Raw genomic sequence first — 25,608 nt, 5'->3', positions numbered from 1 at the left:
AACGCCTCCAATCCTCCGAGCTGAAGAAAGACCATGACACCAGAGCCGCAGCCCACCCTGACCACATCCCGTCCCCAGCCCGCCGCCGTCGTCCGCCCCCAGGACCGCGTGACACCCGCCCTCAAATCCGCCGGGCACGTCATCGTCGATTCACTGGTGGCCCACGGTGTGGAACGCACCTACGTGGTTCCCGGCGAGAGCTTCCTCGACGTGCTGGACGGCCTGCACCAGTCCAGCATCGAAACCATCGTCTGCCGGCATGAGGGCGGGGCCGCATACATGGCGGAGGCGGACGGCAAGATGCAGCAGCGCCCGGGCGTAGCGATGGTCACCCGGGGACCGGGCGCCGCGAATGCGCATGTGGGCCTGCACACCGCTTGGCAGGACTCCACCCCCATGCTGCTCTTCGTGGGCCTGATCCCGTTCGCCCACCGGGACCGGGAAGCGTTCCAGGAATTCGACATCAAGTCCTGGTTCGATACCGGCGCCAAGCGCGTCATGGTCCTGGACCATCCGGAGCGGGCCTCCGAGATCGTGGCGGAAGCCATGTTTGCCGCGATGAGCGGACGGCCCGGGCCCGTGGTTGTCGGCTTGCCGGAGGACGTGATCCGGCAGCAGGTCAGCCCGGCACTCCACCCCGCCATACCCGTAGCCGCCGGGGGTTTGAGCGGCACGGACTCCGCGGCGCTGAAGGCTGCCCTGGCCGAATCCAGCAAGCCGCTCTTCGTCACCGGCGGCAACGACTGGACGCAGGAGGCAGCCGGGCAGCTCACCGCCTGGCTGGAGCGGCACCACATCCCGGCCGCCGCGGAATGGCGCACGCAGGGTACGGTGTCCTTTGATTCGCCGTCCTACGTGGGGCCCATCGGGTACGGCCGGCCGCGGCCCACGTATGACCTCCTGGAGGAGACCGACCTCCTGGTGTTCGTGGGCACGGTGCCGGGAGATGTGATCACTGACGGATTCGTGTGCCGCCAGGACTGGAGCAAGAAGAACTTCCTGGTGACGGCGGACCCGTCGCTGCGGGGGCGGTCCGGACCCGTGTCACGGCAGATCCTGGCCAAACCCGACGCGTTCGTCCGCGACCTGGAGGGCATCGACCTGCCAGTCAAGGAGGAGTGGAAGGCCTGGACCGCCAGGATGCGCGCCGAGCAGGAAAGCTTCGCGGCACTCCCTCCAGCAGCGCCGGCTCCGGGCCAGGCGAGGATGGACACCCTGATGGCCAACCTGGTGCCCCGTCTTCCCGGGGACGCGATGGTGACGTTCGGGGCCGGGGAACATACCAATTGGGCCCACCGGTATTTCCCGACACGCCGCTACGCGTCCATGATCAGTGCCCGCAATGGCTCCATGGGGTACTCGGTACCGTCCGCGATCGCCGCTTCGCTGGCTGCGCCCGGACGGCGGGTGGTGACCATCGCGGGGGACGGCGAGTTCCTCATGAACGGGCAGGAACTCGCCACCGCCGCCCAGTACGGTGCCACGCCCCTGGTGGTGGTCATGGACAACCAGGAGTACGGCACCATCCGCACGCACCAGGAACGGCACTACCCGCAGCGCGTGTCCGGAACGCAGTTGAAGAACCCTGATTTTGCCCTGATGGCGCAGGCTTTCGGCGGTTTCGGCATCACCGTCACCGAAGACCGGGACGTGCCGGCCGCCCTGGATGCCGCGCTGGCAGCCATCGACGATGACGGGATGTTTGCCCTCATCCACCTCATCGTGGAGCAGCGCGTCAAGGCGTACTAAGGCAACGTGCCGCTGATGCGGCCAGCTTCATCCGGTGACGCGGACGACGGCGGGACCTCCCGCCGTCGTCCGCTTAGGTTTAATTGCCGGCCAGCGGAATAGAACAGCAACTGGCAACAGCGTCCAGCTCCTGGCCCACGACGACAAGGCCAAGGCCGACGCCCTGGCCGCGGAATTCACAGGCCAGGTGGACCCCGGCGTGCTGGGCGACGCCATCACCGGTTCCATCGTCATCCCGGCTGTGTACTTCGACGCCGCCAAGGACATCGTGGCCCGCTACGGCAACAGCCTGGACGGCAAGGTGTATATCGACATCACCAACCCTGTGGACTTCTCCACCTTTGAAGGCCTCTCGGTCCCCGCCGGCAGCTCCGCCGCCGAGGAACTGCAGAAGACCACCGGAGCGAAAGTGGTCAAGGCGTTCAACACCACCTTCGCCGCCACCCTGGGCGAGGGGAGGGTGGCCGGCCAGCCGCTGGACGTCCTGGTTGCCGGCGACGACGAGGATGCAGTGGCGGCCGTGACCGCTTTCGCGTCCGCCGCCGGCCTGACCCCCATCGTGGTGGGACCGCTCCGCCGTGCCCGGCAGCTGGAACAAGCGGGCTTCCTGAACATCCTGCTCTCAGCCAATGAGCAGCTGCCCCAGTTCCAGTGGAACTCGGCCCTCAGGTTTGCCCCGGCGGCCTAGCCGGGAAAGTATGCAGCTGGAAGACAAAGCGAAGGCCGGCACGAGCGTGCCGGCCTTCCCTTTCGCGCTTTCATCAAGCTACAGCCGGTCCGTCCGGTCCTCGCCGCCCTTGTGGCCGGCCCCGCGGAGGTTCTCCTGGACCTTCCCGAACAGGTCCTTGATGGTGGACTCCGCGTTGGAAATGACGTCCACCGGCACGTAGACCTCATGGGTCACGGGCAGGTCGTATTCATCCTTCAGGTGGGTGCCGTTTCCCACTCCCGACAGGGACAGGTAGACCATGGCTTCCGTCCGTGCGATCCCTGCGAGCTTCCCGAAGACGACGGTGAACTCGTTCGGCTGGAAGCTGATTGTCTGCCCAATATGGCCGCGGCCCAGTTCACCGGCGTGAATGACCTTCTCCGACTGGCTTCCGGTGTAGTCCATGAACTTCTCCTTCGATCGCCAACACGTACGCTGGCAGTCTAACGCTGCCCCTCAATGCCGGCACAGGCCCGGGCCACGCGGCAGGGCCGGTAGAATCTTGAAGGCCGGACCCTTCGTTCCGGACCAGTAAGCGGAACCGGCCCGCAACCTGCAGCGCCGGCGGACAGCAGGAGCAGCAGCCGTGCGTGGTTAGCTTCCGCGGTCACCGTTCCACCTCCTCCGCGCGTCAACCCTGGCGGCAGGCACCCTGGCACTGGCCGCCGGCGCCCACGTGGCTGGCAGAGGCCACCTGCCGGCCCCCGCCATCCTCCTCGCGGTACTGGCACTGACCGCACTGGCCAGCACTGTTGCCACCCGGCTCCGGCTCTCCTTCCCCGCCATCGGCGCACTCCTGGGCGGCGGCCAGCTTGCGGCCCTGCTCCGGACCAGGGGTGGACGCCGCGCACCGGCCGGTAACGCGGCAACCGGCAACCAGTAAGGACGCATTTGAGGCCCGGATCATCACGATCCGGGCATCAAATTGCCGCCAGTGCATGCGGCATCGTTGACGTGGGCAACGGCTACCGCGAAGGTGGTGCCATGAGGTCTCAGAAAATTTCCCAGGGGTTTGCCATGACGACGGCGGCAGCAGCGGCAGCACTGCTGCTCACCGGATGTGGTCCAAGCCAGCCGCAGTCCCAGACGACCACGTCGCCCGCCACCGGGCAGGCCAGCCAGTCCCCCACGGGAACGGCGTCCACGCCGCCTCCGGCGTCGTCGGCGCCAGCCAGCTCAACCCCGGCCTCACCCGCCCCCGGCACTACGGCGGCGGGGGAACCCGGCCTGTGCAAGTCGGCGGGGCTCACCGCTGCCACCGACGCATCCGGTGGCGGCGCGGCAGGCAGTGTCTACATGAAGCTCAACCTCACCAACAAGGGTTCCGAACCCTGCATCCTCCGGGGATACGCCGGCGTCTCCCTGGTGGCGGACGCCGCCGGAGCCCCCATCGGCGCTCCGGCAACGCGGGATGATTCGGCCGGCGTAGCGGACGTCCTCCTGGCTCCCGGCCAGACCGGCACCGCCGTCCTCCGTTACACGCAGGCCCGCAACTACCAGGGCTGCGTGGTCGTGGACGCCGCCGGTTACCGGATTTACCCGCCGGAGGACACCGACTCGCTGTTCATCCCGAAGCCCACCACGGCGTGCAGCAATGCCGAAATCACCCTGCTCAGCATCGGGGCATTCCAGCCCGCCTGACCGCTTGGCCCCGTGGGACGGCCCCGGAATGACGAAGGCGGCCCGGCTGACAAGCCGGGCCGCCTTCCGTACCCTTGGGCCGGCGTCGGACGCTTACGCTTCGACGCCGCTCCCGGAGTGCTTACCGGGTGGCCGTGGTGGTGCGGCCGGTGCCCGCGGCGCGGCGGGACAGAGCCACGCCCAGGCCGATCATGGCCACTCCGAGAATGAAGTGCAGCCAGTTGTCCGCGATGTTGACCGGAACAAAGTTGGCGGCACTGTCATGGCCGATGAACAGTCCATAAAGCCAAAGCACCAGGTAAATGGCTCCGCCGACCACCAGGTAATTACGCGAGGCAGCCGCGCTGCGCGCCATGGCGACGCCCGCGATGCCGAAGAGCAGGTGGACGATGTTGTGCAGGATCGACACCTGGAAGAGGCCCAGCAGCATGGCACCCGATCCGTGCCCGGCGAACCCCAGGGATTCATAGTTGGAGGTGATTCCGGGGATGAACCCCAGGACGCCTACCAGGAGGAACACCGCGCCCACGGCAAGGGTGGCTTTTTGTATGTTGGTCCGGCCTACGGTGCGACCGCTGGAATTCATGCTTGTCATGATGTCTCCTGCTTGTGTCGTTGTGCGGTTCTGGCTGCCGGGCGATGCGTGACCGTTACTGCCTGACCATAGACTTAAACCCCGACATCGTAAGTATACTTATCAAATACGCCGCGGATAGCAGGGGTGCATAACGGACCCATCACAAAACTGGCTTGTGAGGGTTGTGGACCGAAGGCAGGTTTGACTGGCATGACGTCGATTTGGCTGGACCGCAGGGCTCCTTTTGCCTCTGATCCGTTCGAACCGGATTCCAGGTATGACACCGTCGTTGCAGGTGCGGGACTCACCGGGCTGGTCACCGCCCTGCTGCTGGCCCGGTCCGGGCAAAGCGTGCTGGTACTGGAGGCCCGCTCCCCGGGGGCCGTGACCACCGGCAACACCACCGCCAAGGTAAGCCTGCTGCAGGGCACGTTCCTGTCCCAGCTCGCCCGCCAGTATTCGCAGAAACAGGTGCAGGCGTACGTGGACGGGAACCGGGAGGGCCAGGCGTGGCTGCTGCGCTACCTGGCGGAACAAAACGTGCCCTTCCAGCGCCGCACCGCCTACACCTACGCTGCCTCCGCCCAGGGCACCGAGAAGCTGCGGGAAGAGATGAGCGCTGCCGGCACCGCGGGACTGGACGTGGACTACGTGCGCGACGCCGGACTGCCGTTTCCCGTCCACGGCGCCGTCCGCCTGCGCGACCAGGCCCAGATCAACCCGATGGATGTCCTCGACGCGCTGGTGGCGGACATCCGCAGCCGGGGCGGGCACATCGTCAGTGGCGTGCGGCTTCGCGACGTGACCGGTGATGCGCCCTCCGCCGTCCGGACCGACCGGGGCAGTGTCAGGGCGGACAAGGTAGTGCTCGCCACCGGTATCCCGGTCCTGGACCGCGGCCTGTATTTCGCCAAGCTGAAGCCCGCCCGTTCCTATGCGGCCGCGCTTGAACTGCAGGAGGACCAGGCGCCGCCGCCGGGCATGTACATTTCCGTCGAACAGCCCACCCATTCGCTCCGCGACTACGAGGTGGACGGGAAGAACCTGCTGCTGGTGGGCGGCCACGGCCACCACGTGGGCAGGAGGGACTCCGAGAAGGCCCACCTCGCCGGCCTGATGGACTGGGCAGGAAACCATTACCCCGGCGCTGCCACCACCCACACGTGGTCCGCGCAGGACTACATGCCCACCAACCTCATGCCGTTTTTCGGCAAGCTCCCCCGGGGCAAGGGCCAGATCTACTTCGGCACCGGCTACAACAAGTGGGGAATGACCAACGCCGTCGCCGCCGCGCTGGGCATATCGGCGGACATCCTGGGCGGCCAGATCCCGTGGGCTGACACCATCCACCACCGCGTCACGTCACCGGCCGGCGCGTTCTCCGCCGTCGCGCTGAACGCAGGTGTGGCAGCCAGGCTGGCGTCTGACTGGGGGAAGGTAGCCGCCGAGGGCCGCAGGTTCGATGGCTTGAAGCGGGGCAGGGACCGGACTGCCGTGCCCGCTCCTGAGGGGACTTCCACCACGGCTCCTGTCCCTGCGGGCACCGCGCCTGCCACCGCCCCGGCCGAAGGCCAGGGCAAGGTCTACCGCGACGGCAACCGGCCGGTGGCAGTGTCCACCGTTGGCGGAAGCACCTGCAGGTTGTCCGCGGTCTGCACCCACTTGGGCGGCATCCTGCACTGGAACGACAACGAACAGACGTGGGACTGCCCCCTGCACGGCTCGCGCTTCACGAACGAGGGCAAGCTGCTTGAGGGCCCTGCCACCAAGGACCTGCCGCAGGCTGGGACGGCGTGAGCGGGGCCGCATCACGCGGGACATCAGTTAGCGGCATCTTGGGTTGGATCAGTCCGGTTTCTGCTGGTGGCGGAGCCGGGGCCAATCGCGGAGTTGCGTGTCGGTGCCTTGGGGCATGATGGAGGCATGAACCAGGAACAGCGTCCTGCCGGTGGTGGTGCCTCCGGTACGGCTGCGCCAATGGGCCAGTTCAGCCGGCCCACCCGGGACTGGTTCTTGGGCGCATTTTCGGAGCCGACCCCTGCACAGGCCGGGGCCTGGAATGCCATCTCCTCCGGCTCGCACGCACTGGTGGTGGCCCCCACCGGTTCCGGAAAAACCCTGGCGGCCTTCCTCTGGGCGCTGGACCGGCTCCTGGCCTCGGAGTCCCACGCCCCTGAGCCTGCCGCTGCGGAGGCGCCCGCGAAAGGCAAGCGCCAACGGGCACCCAAGCGCAAAACCCGTGTCCTCTACATCTCGCCGCTGAAGGCTTTGGGCATGGATGTGGAACGGAACCTGCGGTCCCCGCTGATCGGCATCACGCAGACCGCAAAGCGGCTTGGGCTTCCCGCCCCGCTGATAACTGTCGGGGTCCGGTCCGGGGATACTCCCGCAGCTGAGCGCCGCGGGCTGCTGAGCAACCCGCCGGACATCCTCATCACCACCCCCGAATCGCTGTTCCTCATGCTCACGTCAAAGGCCCGGGAGACCCTGGCCGAGGTGGACACCATCATCATTGACGAGGTCCACGCCGTGGCCGGCACCAAGCGTGGAGCGCACCTTGCCGTATCACTGGAACGGCTGGACGCGCTGCTGCCCAAACCTGCACAGCGCATCGGGCTTTCCGCCACGGTGGAACCCCGGGAACTCGTGGCGCAGTTCCTTGCGGGTTCGGCTCCCGTGGAGATCGTTGCTCCGCCGGCCAGGAAGAACTGGGACCTGACGGTTTCCGTCCCGGTGGAGGACATGTCGGACCTGCAGGGCGCGGCCGGGGCGTTCGATTCCGGCCCCGCATCCGGGCTCCAGCCGCAGGCGTCCATCTGGCCGCATGTGGAGGAAAAAATCGTCGACCTGGTGCTGGCCAACCAGTCCACCATCGTCTTCGCCAACTCTCGGCGCCTCGCCGAACGCCTCACGGCCAGGCTCAATGAAATCTACGCAGAGCGGCAATTGATCGCCGTGGGCGGCGGCTGGGACGGACCCGGTCCGGAAGGGCAGGCGGCTGCGCCCGGCACTACGGGGGGACCGGCGTCGGGCATTCCCGCGTCCACCGCCACACCGGCACACATGATGGCCCAGGCCGGAAGCTCCGCCGGGGCAGACCCGGTACTGGCCCGCGCCCACCACGGTTCCGTGTCGAAGGACCAGCGCGCGCTCATCGAGGACGACCTCAAGTCCGGGCGGCTGCGGTGCGTGGTGGCAACGTCATCCCTGGAACTGGGCATCGACATGGGCGCCGTGGACCTGGTGGTCCAGGTGGAGTCGCCACCCTCCGTGGCCAGCGGCCTGCAGCGGGTGGGCCGCGCCGGGCACCAAGTGGGCGAAATCTCCCAGGGCGTCCTCTTCCCCAAGCACCGCGCTGACCTGGTCCACACGGCCATCACGGTGGAGCGCATGCTGGACGGCAAGATCGAGCGGCTCAGCATCCCTGCCAACCCGCTGGACATCCTGGCCCAGCAGACCGTGGCCGCCACCGCCCTGGGCAGCATTGACGTGGAGGAATGGTTCAGCACCGTCCGGCGCTCCGCGCCTTTCGCGTCCCTCCCCCGGTCGGCCTTCGAGGCCACCCTGGACCTGCTGGCGGGGCGGTACCCGTCCGACGAATTCGCCGAGCTCCGGCCCAGGATCATCTGGGACCGCAACGCCGGCACCATCGAGGGCCGGCCCGGAGCCCAGCGCCTGGCTGTGACATCGGGCGGCACCATCCCGGACCGGGGGCTGTTCGGCGTCTACATCATCGGCACTGAACAGGAGGGGTCCGCTTCCCCCTCCGAGGACGGCAAACCGGCGCGCGCACCCAAGGGCGGCCGCCGCGTGGGCGAGCTGGACGAGGAAATGGTTTACGAATCCCGGGTGGGCGACGTCTTTGCCCTGGGTGCCACCAGCTGGAAGATCGAGGACATCACGCACGACCGTGTCCTGGTCTCCCCCGCGTTCGGGCAGCCCGGCAAGCTGCCGTTCTGGAAGGGTGATTCCCTGGGCCGGCCGGTGGACCTGGGCCGCGCACTGGGCGCGTTTGTCCGCGAACTGTCCGCGTCCGACGCCGGCCCTGCCACCGAGCGCTGCAAGGCCAGCGGCCTGGACGACTTCGCCGCCAACAACCTCATCCAGTACCTCACCGAGCAGAAACAGGCCACCGAGGTGGTTCCCAGCGACACCACGCTGGTGGTGGAGCGGTTCCACGACGAACTGGGCGACTGGCGCGTCATCCTGCACAGCCCGTTCGGCATGCCGGTGCACGCACCGTGGGCCCTGGCCGTGGGGCAGCGGCTCCACCAACGCTACGGCCTGGACGGCTCGGCCATGGCGGCCGACGACGGCATCGTGCTGCGGGTGCCCATGATGGAGGACGAGCCGCCGGGCGCCGAGCTGTTCCTCTTCGATCCCGAGGAACTGGAACAGATCGTCACGGCCGAGGTAGGGGGCAGTGCCCTGTTCGCCTCCCGTTTCCGCGAGTGCGCCGCACGTGCGCTCCTGCTGCCCCGCCAGACCCCCGGCAAACGCCAGCCCCTATGGCAGCAGCGCCAGCGGTCGGCGCAGCTGCTGGACGTTGCCAGGAAATACCCCACTTTTCCCATCGTCCTGGAGACCGTGCGGGAATGCCTGCAGGACGTTTACGATCTGCCGGCATTGAAGGACATCGCCGCGTCCGTGGAGCGGCGCGAACTGCGGATCGTGCAGACCACCACGCAGCAGCCCTCGCCGTTCGCCAAGTCCCTTCTCTTTGGCTACGTGGCCCAGTTCCTCTACGAGGGCGATTCCCCGCTCGCAGAGCGGCGCGCCGCCGCCCTGGCACTGGACTCCACGCTCCTCAACGAGCTGCTGGGCCGGGTGGAACTGCGCGAACTCCTGGACGCCAAGGTCATCGACGCCACCGAACGCGAGCTCCAGCGTCTGGCCCCGGACCGCCGTGCACGCGGAATGGAAGGCGTGGCGGACCTCCTGCGGCTGCTGGGACCCTTGGATCCGGCAGAGGCCGCTTTGCGGCTGGAACCTGCCGCAGCCCCGGTGGTTGAGCCCGCTGAAACCCTGGTCGATGAGTCCGCCGAACCGGTGGGTGAGCCCGTGGAGACCGCACCCGCCGCTTCCGCCACCGTGGCTGAAGCGGCCGCCCACCTGGCCGCCCTCCAGCGTGCCAACCGCGCCATCAAGGTCAACATCGGCGGCGTTGAACGTTTCGCGGCCGTGGAGGACGCAGCCCGTCTCCGCGACGCCATCGGCGTGCCGCTGCCCATGGGTGTTCCGCTGGCCTTCATTGAGCCGGTTGCCGATCCCCTGGGCGACCTCGTCTCCCGGTATGCCCGCACCCACGGCCCCTTCACCGCGGCCGAGGCAGCGGCACGCCTGGGCCTGGGTGTAGCCGTGGTGGGCACCGCGCTGAAACGCCTTGCGGCGGACGGCCGCGTGGTGGAGGGCGAATTCCGGCCGCACGTCACCACACCAGGCGCCGTACACCCGGGCTCCCCAGCGCAGGACGGGCCGAAGGACGGCACCGCCCCGGAATCTGCCCGGGAATCCGCGCAGGAATCCGGGCTTGAGGCCGGTACGCAGCCGACGGATGAACTGCCTGCCCTTGCGGCCGGCTCCCCCGCCGGCACCACGCACAGCATCGCCAGCGAATGGTGCGACGCCGAGGTGCTGCGCAAGCTCCGCCGTCGTTCGCTGGCCGCCCTGCGCGCGGAAGTGGAGCCGGTGGACGCCGCCGCCTACGGACGCTTCCTGCCGGCATGGCAGCACGTCAGGACCCCGGGCGGTGGCCGCGGCCAGCCCTCGCTGCGGGGACTGGACGGCATTATCACCGCCATCGACCAGCTCTCGGGCGTGCCCGTTCCGGCCTCGGCATGGGAACCCCTGGTGCTGGCCACGCGGGTCTCCAACTACCAGCCGGCCATGCTGGATGAACTGATGGCTGCCGGTGAAGTTCTGTGGTCCGGAGCCGGCGCACTTCCGGGGAATGACGGCTGGATCAGCCTTCATCTGGCGGATTCGGTGGAACTGACGCTCAACCCATCACCCGAGTTTGAACCGGGGGACGCCGGCCAACGGCTCCTGGACCACCTGCGGAACAACGGCGGCGGGTACTTCTTCCGCCAGCTGACCGAGGTGGCCGGAGGCATGGACGCCGTCCTCAGCGACCAGGAAGTAGTGGCTGCGCTCTGGGACCTCGCCTGGGCCGGCAGGATCACCGGGGACACGTTCGCGCCTGTCCGGGCACTGATTGCCGGAGGCCACACAGCCCACCGCCAGGTGGCCCGCGCACCCCGGGCCAGGGCACCGCGGCTCAGCCGCCTGGGCCGTTCCCATGGCACCGGCCTGATGGGATCCCCCGGGCTCGCCGGCGGCCGGTACGGATCGCAGGGGGCCTCCACCCCGCCCACCGCTGCGGGCCGCTGGTCTGCCCTGCCCGAGCCTGAACTCGATGCCACCATCCACGCCCGTGCCACCGCCGAACTGCTGCTGGACCGCTACGGCGTGGTCACCAGGGGCTCCGTCATGGCTGAGCAAATCCTGGGCGGCTTCGGACTCATGTACAAGGTGTTGGCCCGGCTGGAGGAAGCCGGCCGCTGCCGCCGCGGCTACTTTATCGAGCACCTCGGCGCCGCCCAGTTCGCGGTGCCGGCCACCGTGGACCGGCTACGTTCCTACTCGGAAGACACCCAGCTGGCCGAGGCCGAACCTGTAGCCCTGGCCCTCGCCGCCACGGATCCCGCCAACCCGTACGGTGCGGCCCTCCCTTGGCCGGCCCTGCAGACGGACGCGGGCACGGGCCACCGTCCCGGCCGGAAGGCAGGAGCTCTGGTTGTCCTGGTGGACGGCGCGCTGGTCCTCTACGTGGAGCGCGGCGGCAAGACCCTGCTGGCCTTCAGCGAAGACGACGCCGTCCTGGCGGCGGCAGGTGCGGCGCTGGTGGGTGTGGTGACCCGGGGAGCAGTGGACAAGCTGATCATGGAGAAGGTGAACGGGCACGGAATCCTGGACACCCCGGTCGCCGTCGCCCTCAGCTCCGCCGGCGCCTACTCCACGCCGAAGGGGCTGAGGATCCGTGCCTGAGGGGGATTCCGTCTGGCGGGCCGCCCGCCAGCTGCATGAGGCCCTGGCGGGACAGACACTGATTGCCTCGGACTTCCGCGTGCCCCGGTTTGCCACCCTGAACCTGTCCGGCTGGACCGTCGATGAGGTGATCCCCAGGGGCAAGCACCTGCTGATGCGGGTGGTCAGCCCGGAGGACAAGAGGCTGACCATCCACTCGCACCTGAAGATGGAAGGCGCCTGGCAGGTCTACCCGCCCGGCGGGAGGTGGCGCAAGCCGGGTTACACCGCCCGGTGCGTTCTGCGCACGGCCGTCGCTGACGCCGTCGGCTTCTCCCTGGGAATTGTGGAAGTGGTGGCCACCGCCAACGAGGATTCGATCGTTGGTTTCCTTGGCCCGGACCTGCTGGGCCCGGACTGGGACCTGGACGAGGCCGAACGGCGCGTCAGGTCGCGGCCCGAGGTTCCCATCGGCGTCGCGCTGCTGGACCAGCGGAACCTCGCAGGGATCGGAAACATCTACCGCTGCGAAGCGTGCTTCCTGTCGGGTGTACATCCGGCCACTCCCGTCTCGGACGTCGCGGACGTGCGGACCATGATCACGGACGCCAAGCAGCTCCTGGAGGTCAACCTGGGCCCGGGGCGCCGCGTCACCATCCTCAACAGCCGCGGGCTGCCGGTGGGCAGGATGGCCGGCAGGCCCGGCTACTGGGTATACGGCGGAGAACGGCGGCCGTGCCTGAAATGCGGCACCCCCATCCAGCGTGGACTCTTGGGCAAGCCGAACGGCGAAGAGGAGCGGGACATCTATTTCTGCCCGAAGTGCCAGCCTCCGCCCGGCTGACGTGCTGCAGGGGTGAGGTTAACAGGTCGACGCGCTGGGTTCCTTGACGGTGCTGGACTGACTGGCCGCCACCATGAAGCGCGGCAGCAGGATATGGACCAGGGGACCGATCGCCAGGGCGTAGACCACGGTACCCACACCCACCGAGCCGCCCAACAGCCAACCGGCTGCCAGCACGGTGACCTCGATCAGCGTGCGGGAGAACCTGACGGTCCATCCGGTGCGCCGGGCCAGCCCGGTCATCAGGCCGTCGCGGGCGCCTGGCCCGAAGCCGGCGCCGATGTAGCAGGCCGAGGCTACGGCGTTGACCAGTACGGCCCCGGCGAGGAGGCCGATCTGGGCGGCCAGGTGGGTTATCGGCGGGATCACGGCGAGCCCGATGTCCGCGAAGACGCCCACCAGAATGGCGTTGCAAAGCGTTCCGAAGCCGGGCATCTGGCGCAGGGGGATCCACAGCAGCAGCACCAGGAAGCTCACGGCGATCACCACCACGCCGATGCTCAGTCCGCTCCGGTTGGCCAGGCCCTGGTGGAACACATCCCACGGGTCCAGGCCCAGACCGGCGCGGATGAACATGGCCAAGGAGATGCCGTACATGGCGAGGCCGGTAAAAAGCTGGACGAGTCTGCGGGTCATCATGAAACCATGCTCGCAGCCAACTGGCATTGAATTACATATCCAGTCTGAAATACTGGCTACATGGCCGCTGCCCTTACCGCCCTCGCCCTGTCCCGCCTTCTTGGCCCGTGGAACACCGGAACCGGGCCGGCGTACCGCGAGCTGGCTGACGTCGTGCGGCTGCTCATCCTGGATGGCCGCATCCCGCTGGATACCGCCCTGCCCAGCGAGCGTTCGCTGTGCTCCACCTTGGCGGTCAGCCGGACCACCGTCACTGCGGCTTACGCCAGCCTCAGGGAGCAAGGCTTCCTGAGCAGCGGCCAGGGCAGCCGCGGCAAGACCCGCATCCCCGAACTGACACCTTTCGGCCCGGCACTTTTTGGTCCGCAGCCGCCTACCACCGGCCTGTTGGCAGCACCCGGACTCACCGCGCCCGGACTCACGGCACCCGGAGGGCTGGTGGACCTGGCCTATTCGGCGCTGCCCGCCAGCGGTGAGGTGGTGCACCGGGCCTTCGCCGCGGCACTGACGGAGCTACCCGCACTGCTCCCGGGGTTCGGCTATGACGCCCTGGGACTGCTGCCGCTGCGGCAGGCGGTGGCGGACCGGTACTCAGCTGCCGGCGTGCCAACACAGCCCGGCCAGATCATGGTGACCTCCGGCGCCCAGCACGCCCTGACCATCATCATCCGCACCCTGGCGGACCGGCAGGACCGGATCCTGGTGGAGCACCCCAGCTACCCCCACGCGCTGGATGCCATCCGTTCCGCCCGGTGCCGCCCCGTCCCGGTGGCCTTCGCCGATTCCGGCTGGGACCTGCCCGCGATGGAAGCCGCCATGGTCCAGCAGCAGCCAAAACTTGCCTACCTGGTCCCCGATTTCCACAACCCGACCGGCATGATCATGCCCGATGCCCAGCGCCACCGGCTGGCCCGCGCGGCCGCCGCGCCCGGAACCGTGCTGGTGGCGGATGAAACCCTCCGTGACCTCAACCTCGACGGCGTTGCCACCACTCCCCTGGCGGGTTTCGGCAGCACCGTGGTGTCCATCGGATCACTGAGCAAGTCCCACTGGGGCGGGCTGCGCACCGGCTGGATCCGCGCCTCGGAGTCCATGATCCAGCGGTTTGCCGCGGCCCGGACCACCCTGGACCTGGGCGGCCCCGTCATGGAGCAGCTCGCGGCAGCACATCTGGTGCGGGCACTGGAGGAGCCCCTGCCCGCCCTGTTGCAGACGCTGCGCCGCAACAGGTCCACACTGCTCGGCCTCCTGGCGGAGCACCTTCCCACGTGGCAGGTGGCGCGGCCCGCCGGCGGCCTCTCCGTGTGGTGCCGGCTGCCCGGCCCTATCAGCACGGCCCTGACCGTCCTGGCCCCGGAATATGGCATCAGGCTGGCGGCCGGCCCCCGGTTCGGAATCGGCGGCGCATTTGAACGCAACCTGCGGCTGCCCTTCACCCTCCCGCCGGACAAGCTCGAGACGGCAGTCCTGGCGCTGCGGGCGGCCCAGGACCGTCTGGACGCCGCACCCCAGCTTCGGCGCTCGCTGACCCAGGCTCCCGCCGTCGCCATCGCCTGACCAGCCGCTACTGGAATCGCCGGAATCGCCGGAACCGTGCGTAACCGCAGGAAAGAGGCGGCGACCCCGCACCGTTCCGGCGATCTGGGCGCGAAACGGGAAGCGGGAGCTACCCGTACACGCGCTCCAGGAACCCGCCCCAGGCCTTGGCGGTGGCTTCCGTGTCGCCGGTGCCGCTGAAATCGTGCACCGTCATGCCCACGGGGGCACCCCACGCGTTGCGGCCGAAGAACCGGTAGAGGGCGTCCGGGGTCCGGATGCCGAGGAAGTGCTCATTCGAGAAGTCCACGTCGCCCGCAAGCCGCCCCACGCCGTCGAGCTCCACATCAACCTTGGCGCCCTGCCCTGCGGAACCCGCGCCCAGCGCGTCACGGAGGCGGGTGAAGCCGTCCGCTGTTTGGGACGCCGCCGGGGCCTGGATGTCGGTGAACGCTACGGGGCGGCCGTCGAAGTACTGCAGGTACTGGCCCAGCGTGTGCAGGTAGAACTCGGTGTGGCGGCTGGCGCCGTCATACTGCTGGTCCCAGTTGTCCGCGAAGATGCCGCTGTGGACATAGTGGAGCCGGGCGCGGCCGCCGTCCAGCGGTTCCAGCACGTGCTCCAGCTGGTTGAACCAGCCGTCCGGCCCCTCCATCCGCGACACCAAGTGGTGGGGGTATTCCTCTACCGTCCTGACCGCCGGCCATTGGTCCGTGGGAAACATCCAGGCGGGCGTTCCGTTGGTGACGGCTTCCCACACCCGCTCGGGGGTGCCGGGCAGTTCGGTGTCCTGGACGATCTCGAAGTCCCGTTTGTCGCTCATTTGTCCTGCTCCTTGCCTGCTGTTTCGTTGGTTGCCGTGACGGCACTGGTCTCTTTCAGGGCGGGGTGCAGCGCCACCACGAGCCGGTGCCGCCGCCCGCGGGGTGGTCCGCCGGCGTCGTGGTACTTGTCCACCAGCCGCGTGACCTCGACGCCGAGTTCCTCGGCGAACGCGGCCCTTTCCGCCGCCGTGCGGAAGGTGATCTCGCCATCGATCGCGAATGTGGCCAGCTTCTGCCGGGCAGCGGCGGCGCCGGCGATGAGCTTTCCCACCTCCTGCACCATCCGCCCGGCGAGCGCCAGCAGCCAGAACGCCGAGAAGCGGTCGGCGAACCGGACCGGGTCCGGGGAGACGGCGGCGAGCGCTGACGGCGAGATGAGGTAGGAGGCGGCCGTGGCCTGCAGGACCCGCTCGGTTACATTGCCCTTGCGGCGTTCCTCCACGAGTTCCACCAGGCCGTGCCGCTCCAGCGCCTTGAGGTGGTAGTTCACTTTCTGCCGGGGCAGGCCAATCCGCACCGCCAGCTGCGTGGCCGAGGCCGGCTGGACCAGCTCCCGCAGGATCCGGGTACGGATGGGATCCAGGGATGCTTCGGCGGCTGCCGGGTCCTCGATAACTGCAATGTCCTGCATGCCTCCAGTGTGCCTACCGACAACTTTTATTGTCAAGGAATTTTTTATGGTCGGTCAGGTGCGGACGTCCAGGGTTGGCATCGAGTTCGACGGAACGCTGCCGGGTCGCCGGAAACTTCCGTCGAACTCGCAGGCCTCCGGCGAACTCGGCGGGCGGACGGCCGGCAGCGGGCCAGACCGGCCGAAGCAGCGCCGGTAGAATGGACCGGTGATGCAATCCCCCCTCCCCGTCCGCGCTGGCGTCAACGCCACGCGCCTGCGCCTTCCGGAGGAGGGCCCGTGGGAGACCGCGATGGACTACATGATGCACCGCTGGGGCCACATCGACCCGCAGGGCATCGAGGACAGGTTCGACGCCGGCGAGATCGTGGGCGAAGGCGGCATCCCCCTTGACCGGGCCACGCCGCTGCAGGAGCACACCTTCATCTGGTACTACCGCACCCTGCCGCCGGAAACGCGGCTTCCCGTGGAACTGAGCATCCTGCACCAGGACCACCACCTGCTGGTAGTGGACAAGCCGCACTTCCTGCCCACTACACCGGGCGGCACGTACATTCAGGAATCCGCCCTGGTCAGACTGCGGAACCAGCTCGACCTGCCGGACCTGATCCCCATGCACCGGCTGGACCGCATGACGGCCGGCGTGCTGCTCTTCTCCACCAACCCGCAGACCCGGGGCAAGTACCAGGTGCTCTTCGAGAAGCGGCAGGTGCAGAAGGAGTACGAGTGTGTGTCCGCCGCCGAGCCCGCGCCGGGGCACCCCGCCGTCGACTTTCCCGTGGTGGTCCGCAACCGGATGACCAAGTCCCGCAGCTACCTGCTGGCGGAGGTCGTGGACGGCGAACCGAACGCGGAGACCAGGATTGAGCGGCTGGAAACGTTCGACGGCGGCGCACCGGCAGGTGCCGGCGGTACAGGGGCAAACGGTACCGGCGCCATTGGTACCGGGCAGCGCCTGGCCAGGTACCGGCTGGAACCCCACACCGGCAAGACCCACCAGTTGCGGGTCCACATGGCCTCGCTGGGGCTGGGGATCGTGAACGACGCCTTCTATCCCGACCTGCTGGACAAGGCCCCGGACGACTACGCCAGGCCGCTCCAGCTGCTGGCACGGGGCATCCGGTTCGTTGACCCGATCTCGGGAGAGCCCGTGGAATACCGCAGCAGCCTGGAGCTCAGCGAAGCGGCCCGAGCACGTCCCTGAACACCGCCTCCATCTCCGCGGTGTGCAGCACGAACTCCACCAGCTCCAGCCCGCTGGCCGGATGGACGGTCCGGAACCCTGTCACCGCCTCAAGCGCCGCCTGCGCCACGTGCGTGGCACTCCACCCGTAGGCTCCGCCGCCCACCGCGGGAAAGGCCAGCTCCCGGGCACCCAATGTGTCGGCCAGCCGCAGGCTTTCGCTGAAGCAGGACACCAGGAGGACGCGGTTGGTCTGTCCTGCGTGCCGGTTGGGCCCCACCGTGTGGATCACCCAGCGGGCCGGCAGCCGGAAGGCAGGTGTTGCCACGGCGGCTCCGGCCTGGAGGCCGTGCGGCAGCCCGGTGGCACGCAGCTCCCTGCATGCCGCGAGCAGTTCCGGCCCGGCGGCCCTGTGCAGCGCCCCGTCCACTCCCCCGCCGCCCAGCAGCGAGGAATTCGCAGCGTTCACCACCACGTCCACCCGCCGCTGCGTAATGTCGCCCCGCAGAACCGAGATCCGCATGCCGCCAGTTTCCCAAGTGCGGTACCTTGTGGCAATGGACTTCGGCAGCGTTGACAGCTGGGGGACGGCCCTGTACTTCTGGGTCATCCCCGTGGTGATCGGCGATGCCATTTTTCCGCCCATCCCCTCCGAGATGCTGGTGATCACCGGGGGTGCCCTGTCCGCGGACGGCCGGGCCAACGTGTTCCTGGTGCTGGTACTCGCGGCCGTGGCGTCCTGGCTGGGCGACATGGTGGTGTTCCATCTCTTCCGGCGGCGGCTGAGCCATGTGCTGGACCGGTGGAAGTGGGGCCGGCGGGTCCACAGCGGCATCCATGCGGCGCTGGCCAAGGCTGGCCGCTCCTCAACGTACGGCACCATCATCGGCGCCAGGTTCATTCCCGGCGGACGGCTTGCCACCTCGGCGGCATCCGGCGTGGCCAACGTGTCCGTCCGCGGCTTCAGCCTGTGCGCGGCCCTGGGCGCAGTGCTGTGGGCATGCTGGCTGGTGGGCCTGGGCTACTTCACCGGGTCAACCACCAAGCTGCCATTCTGGGCGAGCTCCCTCATCGGCGTGGCGGTGGGCCTGGTGATCGGCGCCGTCGTGGGCATCCTCGTGACCCGCCGCCGCGGCGACCGGTCCCCGGTGGAGGAGGAGCCCCTCCCGGACGCAGGCTAGACGGGCAGCCACTTGCCGCGGCTGCGCCGCAGCACGCTCAGCGGGCCCGTGAGCGCAACGCGTTCGACGGCGTCGCGCATCATGGCTGCCGATTCCACCGCCTGGCGGTTCTCACCGCTGTACTCGCTCGCCTCCACGAGGAAGCGCAGGTTCAGCTGCGGCACGCCGCCGGCGATCTGCAGCTGGTGCGCCTCCACGTGGTGGCGGGTGCCCAGCGCCTCCACGGCCGCGTCCATGACGGACTCGGGCGGATTCCCAGGCCGGAGCCCGGTGATCTTGAGGCGGGTCTGGAAGGAAGGCATGCCTCCAACCCTATCCAAACCCCCGGATGCTCCATCACTTGTGGTCCCCAACAGCTCCTCTTAGGGACCACAAGTGATGGAGCAACTGGAGAATTAACCGGTGTTGCGGAGGCCGGCCGCCACGCCGTTGACGGTGATCAGCATGGCCCGCTGGAGGCGTTCATCGATCTCGGCCCCGGTGATGCCCGCTTCGGTGCGGATGCGGCGCAGCAGTTCCACCTGGAGGTAGCTGATGGGGTCCAGGTACTGGTCGCGGATTTCGAGGGAGCGTTTCAGGGTGGGTTGGGCATCCAGGAGGATGTTCTCGCCGGTGAGCTTGCGCACCTCGGCCACCGTGAGTTCGTACTCTTCCCGAATGGTGCGGAACAGATGGTGAAGTTCCTCCGGGACCAGGGTGGACACGTAGTAGCCGGCGATATCCATGTCCGTCTTGGCAAGCGTCATCTCGACGTTGGACAGCACGGACTTGAAGAAGTTCCAGTGGTCGATCATCTCCACCAGCTGGGCCGAGTGCCCGGCTTCGCGGGCGGCCTTGAGCCCCGAGCCCACGCCGAACCACCCGGGCACGATCTGCCGGGACTGGGTCCAGCCGAATACCCACGGGATGGCGCGCAGGCCGCCCAGGCCGGCCCCGGAGTCCGGACGCTTGGACGGGCGGGAACCGATATTCAGGGAGCCCAACTGCTCCACCGGGGTGGAGGCCATGAAGTAGGCGGGCAGGTCCGGGTGGTCGATCAGCTTCCGGTAGCGGTCAAACGCCGCATCCGAGATGGCTTCCATGACGTGGCCATACCGCTCGCGCTGGTCCTCGGAGGTCCGCGGGTTCCGGTGCAGCGCAGATCCCTGCAGCACGGCGGCCAGGGACAGCTCCAGGTTTTCGCGGGCAAGCTCCGGCAGGGAGTACTTGTCCGAGATGACTTCGCCCTGCTCGGTGAACTTAATTTCGCCTTCCAGGACACCGTTGGGCTGGGCCAGGATGGCGTCGTAGGTGGGTCCGCCGCCGCGGCCCACGGAGCCGCCACGGCCGTGGAACAGGCGGACGCGCACGCCGTGCTTGGCGGCGACGTCCCGCAGCTTGCGCTGGGTCTTGTGGATTTCCCACTGGCTGGTCATCACGCCGGATTCCTTGTTGGAGTCCGAGTAGCCCAGCATCACTTCCTGGATGTCGCCGCGCAGGCGCACCAGCTCACGGTAGGACGGGTCCGAAAGCAGCTGGTCGACGATCTCGGCAGAGGCCCGCAGTTCCTCCACCGTCTCCAGCAGCGGCGCAAAGCCGAGCTTGGCGTAGGGCTTGTCGCCGAAGAGGTTCACCAGGCCGGCTTCGCGCGCCAGGACGGCGGCGGCCAGGACGTCGTCGGCGCCGCGGGTCATGGAGATGATGTAGGTCTCGATGACGTCCGGGCCGTACATGCGCAGGGCGCGGCGGATCTCGCGGAAGACGTCGTAGGTGCCGTCGGCAGCGCCGTCGAGCTTGATCGGGTGGCCGGACAGCGGGCGGCGGGAGGCCAGCTCGGAGCCGAGCACCTCGAAGCGTTCCTCACGGCTCAGCTCGGCGTAGCGCAGGCCCGGGCCACCGATCCGGTCCATCAGCTGGCCAACGGCGTCGTGGTGGTGGTCAGCGTGTTCGCGGATGTCCAAGGTGGCCAGGTGAAGGCCGAAGGAGGCGATGGCGCGGCGGACGCGGGCCAGGGAGCCGTCCGCTGCCAGGGCGGCGGAGTGGTTGCGGAGCGAGAGCTCCAGCAGGTTCAGGTCCGCCATGAGTTCCTCGGTTCCGCTGTAGTCGCGGCCGTGCTCGTGGTTGGAGTTGGCGGCCACCCGCTTGCCCGTGTTGATGAGCTTGGCCTTGATGCAGGTGAGCTTCAGGCGGTACGGCTCCTGGGCGTTCAGCTCCAGGACGCGCTTGTCCAGGCCCGGAAGCTTTCGGAGGTCCTCGTCGATGGACTCCAGGAGCGTCTGGTCTGCGCCTGCCAGGGCCGTGGAGTTGGACAGGATGGAGATCAGTTCATCGATCATGCCAATGCTGATCCGGATGGCGCTTTGGTTCTGGATCTGCAGGATTTCGCGGGTCACGGCGGCGGTGACGTTCGGGTTGCCGTCGCGGTCACCGCCGATCCAGGAGCCGAACCGGATGGGCGCGTCCTTGGAAGCCAGGGTGACGCCGTGCCCGCCCAGCAGCTCCGAGAGCTCGGACAGCATTTCCGGCATCGCGTCAGTGAGGATGCCGCCCAGGTAGTAGATGGCGTTCCGGGCCTCATCCACGGGGGTGGGCCGGACCTGGCGCAGCTCGTCGGTCTGCCACATCTGGTCGATGATCTCTGCCAGCTGCCGGTCCTGCCGGCGGCGTGCCGTGGACCCCTCAGCCGTGGACTGGGACAGGACGTCGGAGAGCTTGCGGATCTTGTCCAGGACTGAGCGGCGGGACGCCTCGGTGGGGTGGGCGGTGAAGATGGGACGCACGTCCAGCCCGTTGACCACTTCCTGCAGCACGTCCGGGCCGGCCTGCGCGGCAATGTCGGCCACGGTCTTGGCCAGCCAGCCGTCCTTTTCGGCCCGGGTCCGCAGGCCGCGGACGCGGTGCACCTGTTCGGCGGCGTTGGCCAGGTGGAAGTAGAAGGCGAAGGCACGCACCAGGTCGGTTGCCTGCTCAATCGGCAGGGAGCCGAGCAGTTCGCGGACCTGGGCAACGACGTCGTGCGCGCTCCAGGGCCCGGTGGCGTGGGCACCCCCGCGCGCCGCTTCCTTGGATTCCTTGGTCAGGAGCCGGACCTGCTCCACGAGGTCCAGGAGTTCCGGTCCGTGCTGGCGGACCAGCGATTCACCCAGCAGGGTGGACACACGCCGGACGTCAGCGCGCAGTTCGGAGGCAAGATCGGTCTCGGGAGGTGTTGCAGTGTGAGCCATTGAAACAATCTTTCGAGGGATTTGGACTTGGCTCGTACACTGCGCTGGATACTGTGAGCCACGTTACTAGCTAAAGATGCTACCCCCGGACCCGTGGCTCAGTGGAATCCGTCTCACAAGATGTCATAGAGCGGCCCTACCCTCCGCGGACGATCTTGAAGTTGAAGTCCGGTGTCCCCAGCGCGCCGAACAGCCGCAGCCACAGCGGCAGCACCATCTCGGCGCCGCGGGCCGTGGTGATGTCGCCGAGGTCGATGATGTCGCGGTGGCCCAGTGCCCTCAGCAGGCCGGTGACGGTTTCCTTGGCTGCGGGGTCGTCCCCGGACACGAACACCGAGTGGTCCCCGTCCGCGAGCCTGCCCGGATCCACCATGATGCCGGCGTTCATGGTGTTCAGCGTCTTCACCACCCTGGCATCGGGAAATGCCCGCTGGATCCGCTCGGCCAGGCTGTCCGTGTTGACCGGGTTCAGCACCGGCGGCATGCCCTGCGAGAAGTCGAGGGGGTTGGAGACATCCACCAAAATCTTTGTGGCGAGCCGCGCTTCACCGGCCGCGGCCAGGGCTGCCAGGGACGCAGCACCGTTCGTTGCATTGACCACCAGCGCGCTGCGGCCGGCTGCCTCCGCGAACGTCTCCAAGCCGATGCCGCCGTGCTCCGCCTGCCATTCCCGGAAGGGCGTGCCGCCCATCGGCTCGGGGCTGGTGCGGCCGGCCGTCGCGCCGGGGTCCCGGGTTCCCAGGACTACCTCGTGCCCCAATGCGCTGAATGCTGCTGCCAGCGTGCGGCCTACAGTGCCGGTCCCAAGAACTGCGATCTCCATGGCAGAACGCTACTCCACGCGCGGCACAGGGCAAGGGGAAACCGGCAGCAATCAGCGGTGGAATGAACGTGCCCGTCCGGCGGTTGTAGCGGGGGCAGACGAAACGGAAGGAACCATGACCACCACCCCAGCAGCCACCGCTCCAGCCGCCAGGGAGGAGCGCTGGCAGCGCTTCCGCGCCAACCGCAACAAGGCCCTGGCAACGCCGCACGGCTGGCTCACCCTCACCTCCTTCCAGTGGCTGGAAGACGCACCGGCCGCCGTCGACCTTGCCCCGGGCCTGTGGTCCACGGACGGCGCCGGTTCAAGAAAAGGTACGACGGCGTTCCTCACCGCGGTTCCGTCCGACGGGCTCACGCTGGTGGAGACAGGGGAAAAGGTGGACGGCACCGTGTCCGCCGTCCTGGCGGACGAGGAGTCGCTGATGTGGGTGCAGTTCGGCGGCCCCGACGGGGACCAGGTGGTGGTGGAACTGGCCATGCGCGGCGGCAGGTATGCGGTCCGGACCCGGGACGCGGCATCGCCGGTCTTTACGAAGTTCGACGGCGTGCCCACCTTTCCGTACAACCCGGACTGGGAGGTGACGGGCCGGTTTGAACCGTACCCGGCACCGGTGAATGTGCCGATCGGGACCGCGAACCCGTTGGTTGACGGCGTGCACCGCAGCGTTGGCGAGGTGGTGTTCCGCCTCCCCGGCAGCAGCCACGAGTTCCGGCTCCAGGCGGAGGAAGAGAAACTCGGCGCCCTGACCGTCACGTTCCATGACGAGACCAACGGCGACACCACCGATGAGTGGCGGAAGCTCTCCCTCCCCAGGCCCCGGCCGGACGGCTCCGTGGTGCTGGACTTCAACCGGGCCATCAACTACCCCAGCGCTTTCACCCCCTACGGCACCTGCCCCATGCCGGTGAAGAACAACAGCCTCGACATCCGGGTGGAGGCCGGCGAGAAAGAGCCCTACCCCGCTTAGGAAATGGCTGAGATCCCGGTGATGGACCGGCCCACGATAAGGGTGTTGACCTCGAACGAGCCCTCATAGGTGTAGATGGCCTCGGCGTCCGCAAAGATCTTGGCCATCCGGTAATCGGTGACAATCCCGTTTCCGCCCAGGATGGACCGGCCCAGCGCCACCGTCTCACGCATGCGGGCGCTGAGGTAGGACTTGGCGAGCGCCACCTGCGGCATGCCGGCGGCGCCCTCCTCCTGCAGCCTGGCGATCCCGGCCATCATGGACATGCTGGCCACGGTGTTGCCCAGCATGGTCACCAGCTGCTGCTGGATCAGCTGGAAATGGGCCAGCGGCCGGCCGAACTGCTGCCGTTCCACGGCGTACTGCCGGGCAACGTCGAAGGCTGCCAACTGCTGGCCCACCGCCTGCCAGGCCACCATGATCCGTGAGCTGCGGAGCAGTTCCTTGGTGTCCTCGAAGCTGCTGATCCCGCCGAACCGGTCCGCCTCGGCAATCCTGACGTCGCGGAACTGGATGTCAGCGTTCTGGACGGTGCGCAGGGCGATCTTGTTCTCGATCCTGCTCCGGCTGACCCCCGGCAGGGTGGCGTCCACGATGAAGCCCCGCACCGAGCCGTCTGCCTCGTCCCGCGCCCACACCAGCATGTAGTCGCAGAACGTCCCGTTGCCGATCCAGCGCTTGGCCCCGTTCAGCACCCAGGTGTCGCCGGCGTCGTCCGCTTCTCCCGTACTGGACGAGATCCGCCGGGCCCGGGTCTCCAGGCCGCCCGCCACGTCCGAGCCGTGCAGCGGTTCGGTGAGCGCGAACGCGCCGGTGGTGCGCAGCTCCGAGGCGTCGGCCAGCAGCCGCTGCTTCTGGTCCTCGGTGCCGAAGGTGTGCAGGGACTCCACGAAGAGGTCGTGGTGGACCAGGAAGAACGTGGCCAGGGAGGTGTCCACCCGGGTTATCTCCGCAATGACCAGCCCCGCGAACAGGTGGCTGTAGCCGCGGTGGACGGGCGTGCTCAGTTCCAGGGCCGCCAGCTTGGGCAGGATGTGCGCGGGGAACTCGGCCTTGTTCCACCAGTCCCCGGCGTAGGGTGCCACCTCGGCTGCCAGGAAGTCCCGCAGTTCGGCGAGCTTGGTCCGTTCAGCCTGGTCCAGTGTTGCTTCGACGGCGAAGAAGTCCGCCGCCGGCAGCTGCGACACGTTCGGCGCGCTCATTTCGGTCCCATCCTGATGGCACCGTCCAGGCGGATGGTTTCACCGTTCAACATGGCGTTGTCCACGATGTGCGCCACCAGGTTGGCGTATTCCGCGGGCTTGCCCAGCCGGGACGGGTGCGGAACCTGCGCCCCCAGCGAGTCCTGCGCGTCCTGCGGCAGGCCGGCCATCATGGGTGTCTCGAAAATGCCCGGGGCAATGGTGACCACGCGGACCAGCGAGCGCGCCAGTTCCCGGGCAATCGGCAGCGTCATGGCGGCCACGGCGCCCTTGGAGGCGGAATACGCGGGCTGGCCGATCTGCCCGTCGAAGGCCGCCACGGACGCGGTGTTGATGATGACACCGCGTTCCGGGCCACCCAGCGGGGTGGCGGCGGGCTCGGTGGCCACCATGGCTTCGGCCGCCAGGCGCAGGACGTTGAAAGTCCCGATCAGGTTGACCTGGATGACCTTGCTGAACGTTTCCAGCGGCAGCACGCCGTCGCGTCCCAGGACCTTGCCGGGGGTGGCGATCCCCGCGCAGTTCACCACGATCCGCAGCGGCCCCAGCCCTGCGGCGGTCCCGACGGCGGCCCTCACGTCGGTCTCGCTGGTCACGTCCGCGGGGGCAAAGACGGCGGACTGGCCGGCTGCGGCGCGGCCGTTGAGTTCGTCCGCCATTGCCTGGCCGCCTGAGGACGGCAGGTCAACGAGCACGACGGATGCGCCGGCGTCGAACAATCTCTGCGCGGTGGCTGCTCCCAGCCCGGACGCCCCGCCTGTCACCAGTGCGACGCTGCCTTTGATGTCCATACATCCTCCTTGATGCGTGTCCCCACGCCGCGGCGCGGCCTCGAGCAACAGTTAATGCATGTTAACTGAAATCCGCCGC

The 25,608-nt window shown here is 68.4% G+C and carries 23 protein-coding genes; 12 read left to right on the top strand and 11 right to left on the bottom strand.

Features of this window, described 5'->3' with window-relative positions; all coding sequences use genetic code 11:
* Positions 1–33: 33 nt before the first annotated feature.
* Together VIK36_RS03420 and VIK36_RS03415 are read left to right on the top strand one after the other, a co-directional pair.
* Complete coding sequence (locus tag VIK36_RS03420) at positions 34–1,749, top strand: thiamine pyrophosphate-dependent enzyme (RefSeq protein ID WP_324644057.1); 1,716 nt, start codon at positions 34–36, stop codon at positions 1,747–1,749.
* Positions 1,750–1,783: 34 nt separating this feature from the next.
* Positions 1,784–2,437, top strand: a complete 654-nt coding sequence (locus VIK36_RS03415; protein WP_324644056.1) for an NADP oxidoreductase — start codon at positions 1,784–1,786, stop codon at positions 2,435–2,437.
* 78 nt (positions 2,438–2,515) lie between these two features.
* Here the strand turns inward: VIK36_RS03415 and VIK36_RS03410 are convergent, their stop codons facing one another.
* Complete coding sequence (locus VIK36_RS03410; protein ID WP_255174376.1) at positions 2,516–2,863, bottom strand: hypothetical protein; 348 nt, start codon at positions 2,861–2,863, stop codon at positions 2,516–2,518.
* A 271-nt stretch (positions 2,864–3,134) separates the two neighbouring features.
* On the opposite strand from VIK36_RS03410, the gene VIK36_RS03405 reads away from it, so the two are divergent.
* Together VIK36_RS03405 and VIK36_RS03400 are read left to right on the top strand one after the other, a co-directional pair.
* Positions 3,135–3,341, top strand: coding sequence for a hypothetical protein (locus tag VIK36_RS03405; RefSeq protein WP_255174375.1), 207 nt, complete (start codon positions 3,135–3,137; stop codon positions 3,339–3,341).
* 101 nt (positions 3,342–3,442) lie between these two features.
* Positions 3,443–4,099: a DUF4232 domain-containing protein gene (locus VIK36_RS03400; RefSeq protein WP_255174374.1), complete on the top strand. Its 657-nt coding sequence runs from the start codon at positions 3,443–3,445 to the stop codon at positions 4,097–4,099.
* Positions 4,100–4,220: 121 nt separating this feature from the next.
* Here the strand turns inward: VIK36_RS03400 and VIK36_RS03395 are convergent, their stop codons facing one another.
* Complete coding sequence (locus VIK36_RS03395; protein WP_255175527.1) at positions 4,221–4,685, bottom strand: DUF4383 domain-containing protein; 465 nt, start codon at positions 4,683–4,685, stop codon at positions 4,221–4,223.
* A gap of 201 nt (positions 4,686–4,886) precedes the next feature.
* Between VIK36_RS03395 and VIK36_RS03390 the strand changes: the two genes are divergently transcribed.
* From VIK36_RS03390 to VIK36_RS03380, 3 genes are all read left to right on the top strand, one after another.
* Positions 4,887–6,473, top strand: a complete 1,587-nt coding sequence (locus VIK36_RS03390) for an FAD-dependent oxidoreductase (RefSeq protein WP_255174373.1) — start codon at positions 4,887–4,889, stop codon at positions 6,471–6,473.
* Positions 6,474–6,599: 126 nt separating this feature from the next.
* A complete protein-coding gene (locus VIK36_RS03385; RefSeq protein ID WP_324644055.1) occupies positions 6,600–11,723 on the top strand; it encodes a DNA glycosylase AlkZ-like family protein in 5,124 nt (1,707 codons plus the stop codon).
* Positions 11,716–12,546, top strand: coding sequence for an Fpg/Nei family DNA glycosylase (locus VIK36_RS03380; RefSeq protein WP_324644054.1), 831 nt, complete (start codon positions 11,716–11,718; stop codon positions 12,544–12,546). The genes VIK36_RS03385 and VIK36_RS03380 overlap by 8 nt, the downstream gene beginning before the upstream one ends.
* A gap of 18 nt (positions 12,547–12,564) precedes the next feature.
* Here VIK36_RS03380 and VIK36_RS03375 read toward each other — a convergent pair whose 3' ends face one another.
* Positions 12,565–13,185, bottom strand: coding sequence for a hypothetical protein (locus VIK36_RS03375; RefSeq protein WP_324644053.1), 621 nt, complete (start codon positions 13,183–13,185; stop codon positions 12,565–12,567).
* A 60-nt stretch (positions 13,186–13,245) separates the two neighbouring features.
* Here VIK36_RS03375 and VIK36_RS03370 point away from each other — a divergent pair, with 60 nt between their 5' ends.
* Complete coding sequence (locus tag VIK36_RS03370; protein ID WP_324644052.1) at positions 13,246–14,742, top strand: PLP-dependent aminotransferase family protein; 1,497 nt, start codon at positions 13,246–13,248, stop codon at positions 14,740–14,742.
* Between the two features lie 109 nt (positions 14,743–14,851).
* Here VIK36_RS03370 and VIK36_RS03365 read toward each other — a convergent pair whose 3' ends face one another.
* Both VIK36_RS03365 and VIK36_RS03360 read right to left on the bottom strand, forming a co-directional pair.
* Positions 14,852–15,544, bottom strand: a complete 693-nt coding sequence (locus VIK36_RS03365; protein ID WP_324644051.1) for an SRPBCC domain-containing protein — start codon at positions 15,542–15,544, stop codon at positions 14,852–14,854.
* On the bottom strand, positions 15,541–16,176 hold the full coding sequence (locus tag VIK36_RS03360; RefSeq protein ID WP_255174370.1) for an ArsR/SmtB family transcription factor: 636 nt from the start codon (positions 16,174–16,176) through the stop codon (positions 15,541–15,543). The genes VIK36_RS03365 and VIK36_RS03360 overlap by 4 nt, the downstream gene beginning before the upstream one ends.
* A gap of 46 nt (positions 16,177–16,222) precedes the next feature.
* Between VIK36_RS03360 and VIK36_RS03355 the strand changes: the two genes are divergently transcribed.
* Both VIK36_RS03355 and VIK36_RS03350 read left to right on the top strand, forming a co-directional pair.
* Positions 16,223–16,375 (top strand): hypothetical protein, encoded by a 153-nt coding sequence (locus VIK36_RS03355; protein WP_324644050.1) that lies wholly within the window; start codon positions 16,223–16,225, stop codon positions 16,373–16,375.
* A gap of 12 nt (positions 16,376–16,387) precedes the next feature.
* Positions 16,388–17,380 (top strand): RluA family pseudouridine synthase, encoded by a 993-nt coding sequence (locus tag VIK36_RS03350; protein WP_324645215.1) that lies wholly within the window; start codon positions 16,388–16,390, stop codon positions 17,378–17,380.
* Here the strand turns inward: VIK36_RS03350 and VIK36_RS03345 are convergent.
* Positions 17,352–17,882: an O-acetyl-ADP-ribose deacetylase gene (locus VIK36_RS03345; protein ID WP_255174369.1), complete on the bottom strand. Its 531-nt coding sequence runs from the start codon at positions 17,880–17,882 to the stop codon at positions 17,352–17,354. The genes VIK36_RS03350 and VIK36_RS03345 overlap by 29 nt on opposite strands.
* Positions 17,883–17,916: 34 nt before the next feature.
* On the opposite strand from VIK36_RS03345, the gene VIK36_RS03340 reads away from it, so the two are divergent.
* Positions 17,917–18,540, top strand: a complete 624-nt coding sequence (locus VIK36_RS03340; RefSeq protein ID WP_159633366.1) for a DedA family protein — start codon at positions 17,917–17,919, stop codon at positions 18,538–18,540.
* Here VIK36_RS03340 and VIK36_RS03335 read toward each other — a convergent pair.
* The 3 genes from VIK36_RS03335 to VIK36_RS03325 all read right to left on the bottom strand — a co-directional run bounded on the left by VIK36_RS03335 (position 18,537) and on the right by VIK36_RS03325 (position 22,566).
* Positions 18,537–18,842: a hypothetical protein gene (locus VIK36_RS03335; protein WP_043449019.1), complete on the bottom strand. Its 306-nt coding sequence runs from the start codon at positions 18,840–18,842 to the stop codon at positions 18,537–18,539. The two genes, VIK36_RS03340 and VIK36_RS03335, sit on opposite strands and share 4 nt — an antisense overlap.
* 93 nt (positions 18,843–18,935) lie before the next feature.
* Positions 18,936–21,743: a phosphoenolpyruvate carboxylase gene (gene ppc / locus VIK36_RS03330; protein ID WP_324644049.1), complete on the bottom strand. Its 2,808-nt coding sequence runs from the start codon at positions 21,741–21,743 to the stop codon at positions 18,936–18,938.
* 136 nt (positions 21,744–21,879) lie between these two features.
* Positions 21,880–22,566 carry an NADPH-dependent F420 reductase gene (locus VIK36_RS03325; RefSeq protein WP_324644048.1) on the bottom strand — a complete coding sequence of 229 codons (687 nt, stop codon included), beginning with the start codon at positions 22,564–22,566 and terminating at the stop codon, positions 21,880–21,882.
* Between the two features lie 115 nt (positions 22,567–22,681).
* Between VIK36_RS03325 and VIK36_RS03320 the strand changes: the two genes are divergently transcribed.
* Complete coding sequence (locus VIK36_RS03320) at positions 22,682–23,536, top strand: DUF1684 domain-containing protein (protein ID WP_324644047.1); 855 nt, start codon at positions 22,682–22,684, stop codon at positions 23,534–23,536.
* Here the strand turns inward: VIK36_RS03320 and VIK36_RS03315 are convergent.
* Both VIK36_RS03315 and VIK36_RS03310 read right to left on the bottom strand, forming a co-directional pair.
* Entirely contained in the window at positions 23,533–24,738 is a 1,206-nt protein-coding gene (locus tag VIK36_RS03315) for an acyl-CoA dehydrogenase family protein (protein WP_255174366.1), read from the bottom strand. The two genes, VIK36_RS03320 and VIK36_RS03315, sit on opposite strands and share 4 nt — an antisense overlap.
* Complete coding sequence (locus VIK36_RS03310; protein ID WP_324644046.1) at positions 24,735–25,529, bottom strand: 3-hydroxyacyl-CoA dehydrogenase; 795 nt, start codon at positions 25,527–25,529, stop codon at positions 24,735–24,737. The genes VIK36_RS03315 and VIK36_RS03310 overlap by 4 nt, the downstream gene beginning before the upstream one ends.
* Positions 25,530–25,608: the final 79 nt, after the last annotated feature.

The sequence above is a fragment of the Pseudarthrobacter sp. LT1 genome, assembly GCF_035621795.1.
Taxonomy (GTDB): Bacteria; Actinomycetota; Actinomycetes; order Actinomycetales; family Micrococcaceae; genus Arthrobacter.
This window is presented reverse-complemented; position numbering and strand designations above follow the sequence as displayed.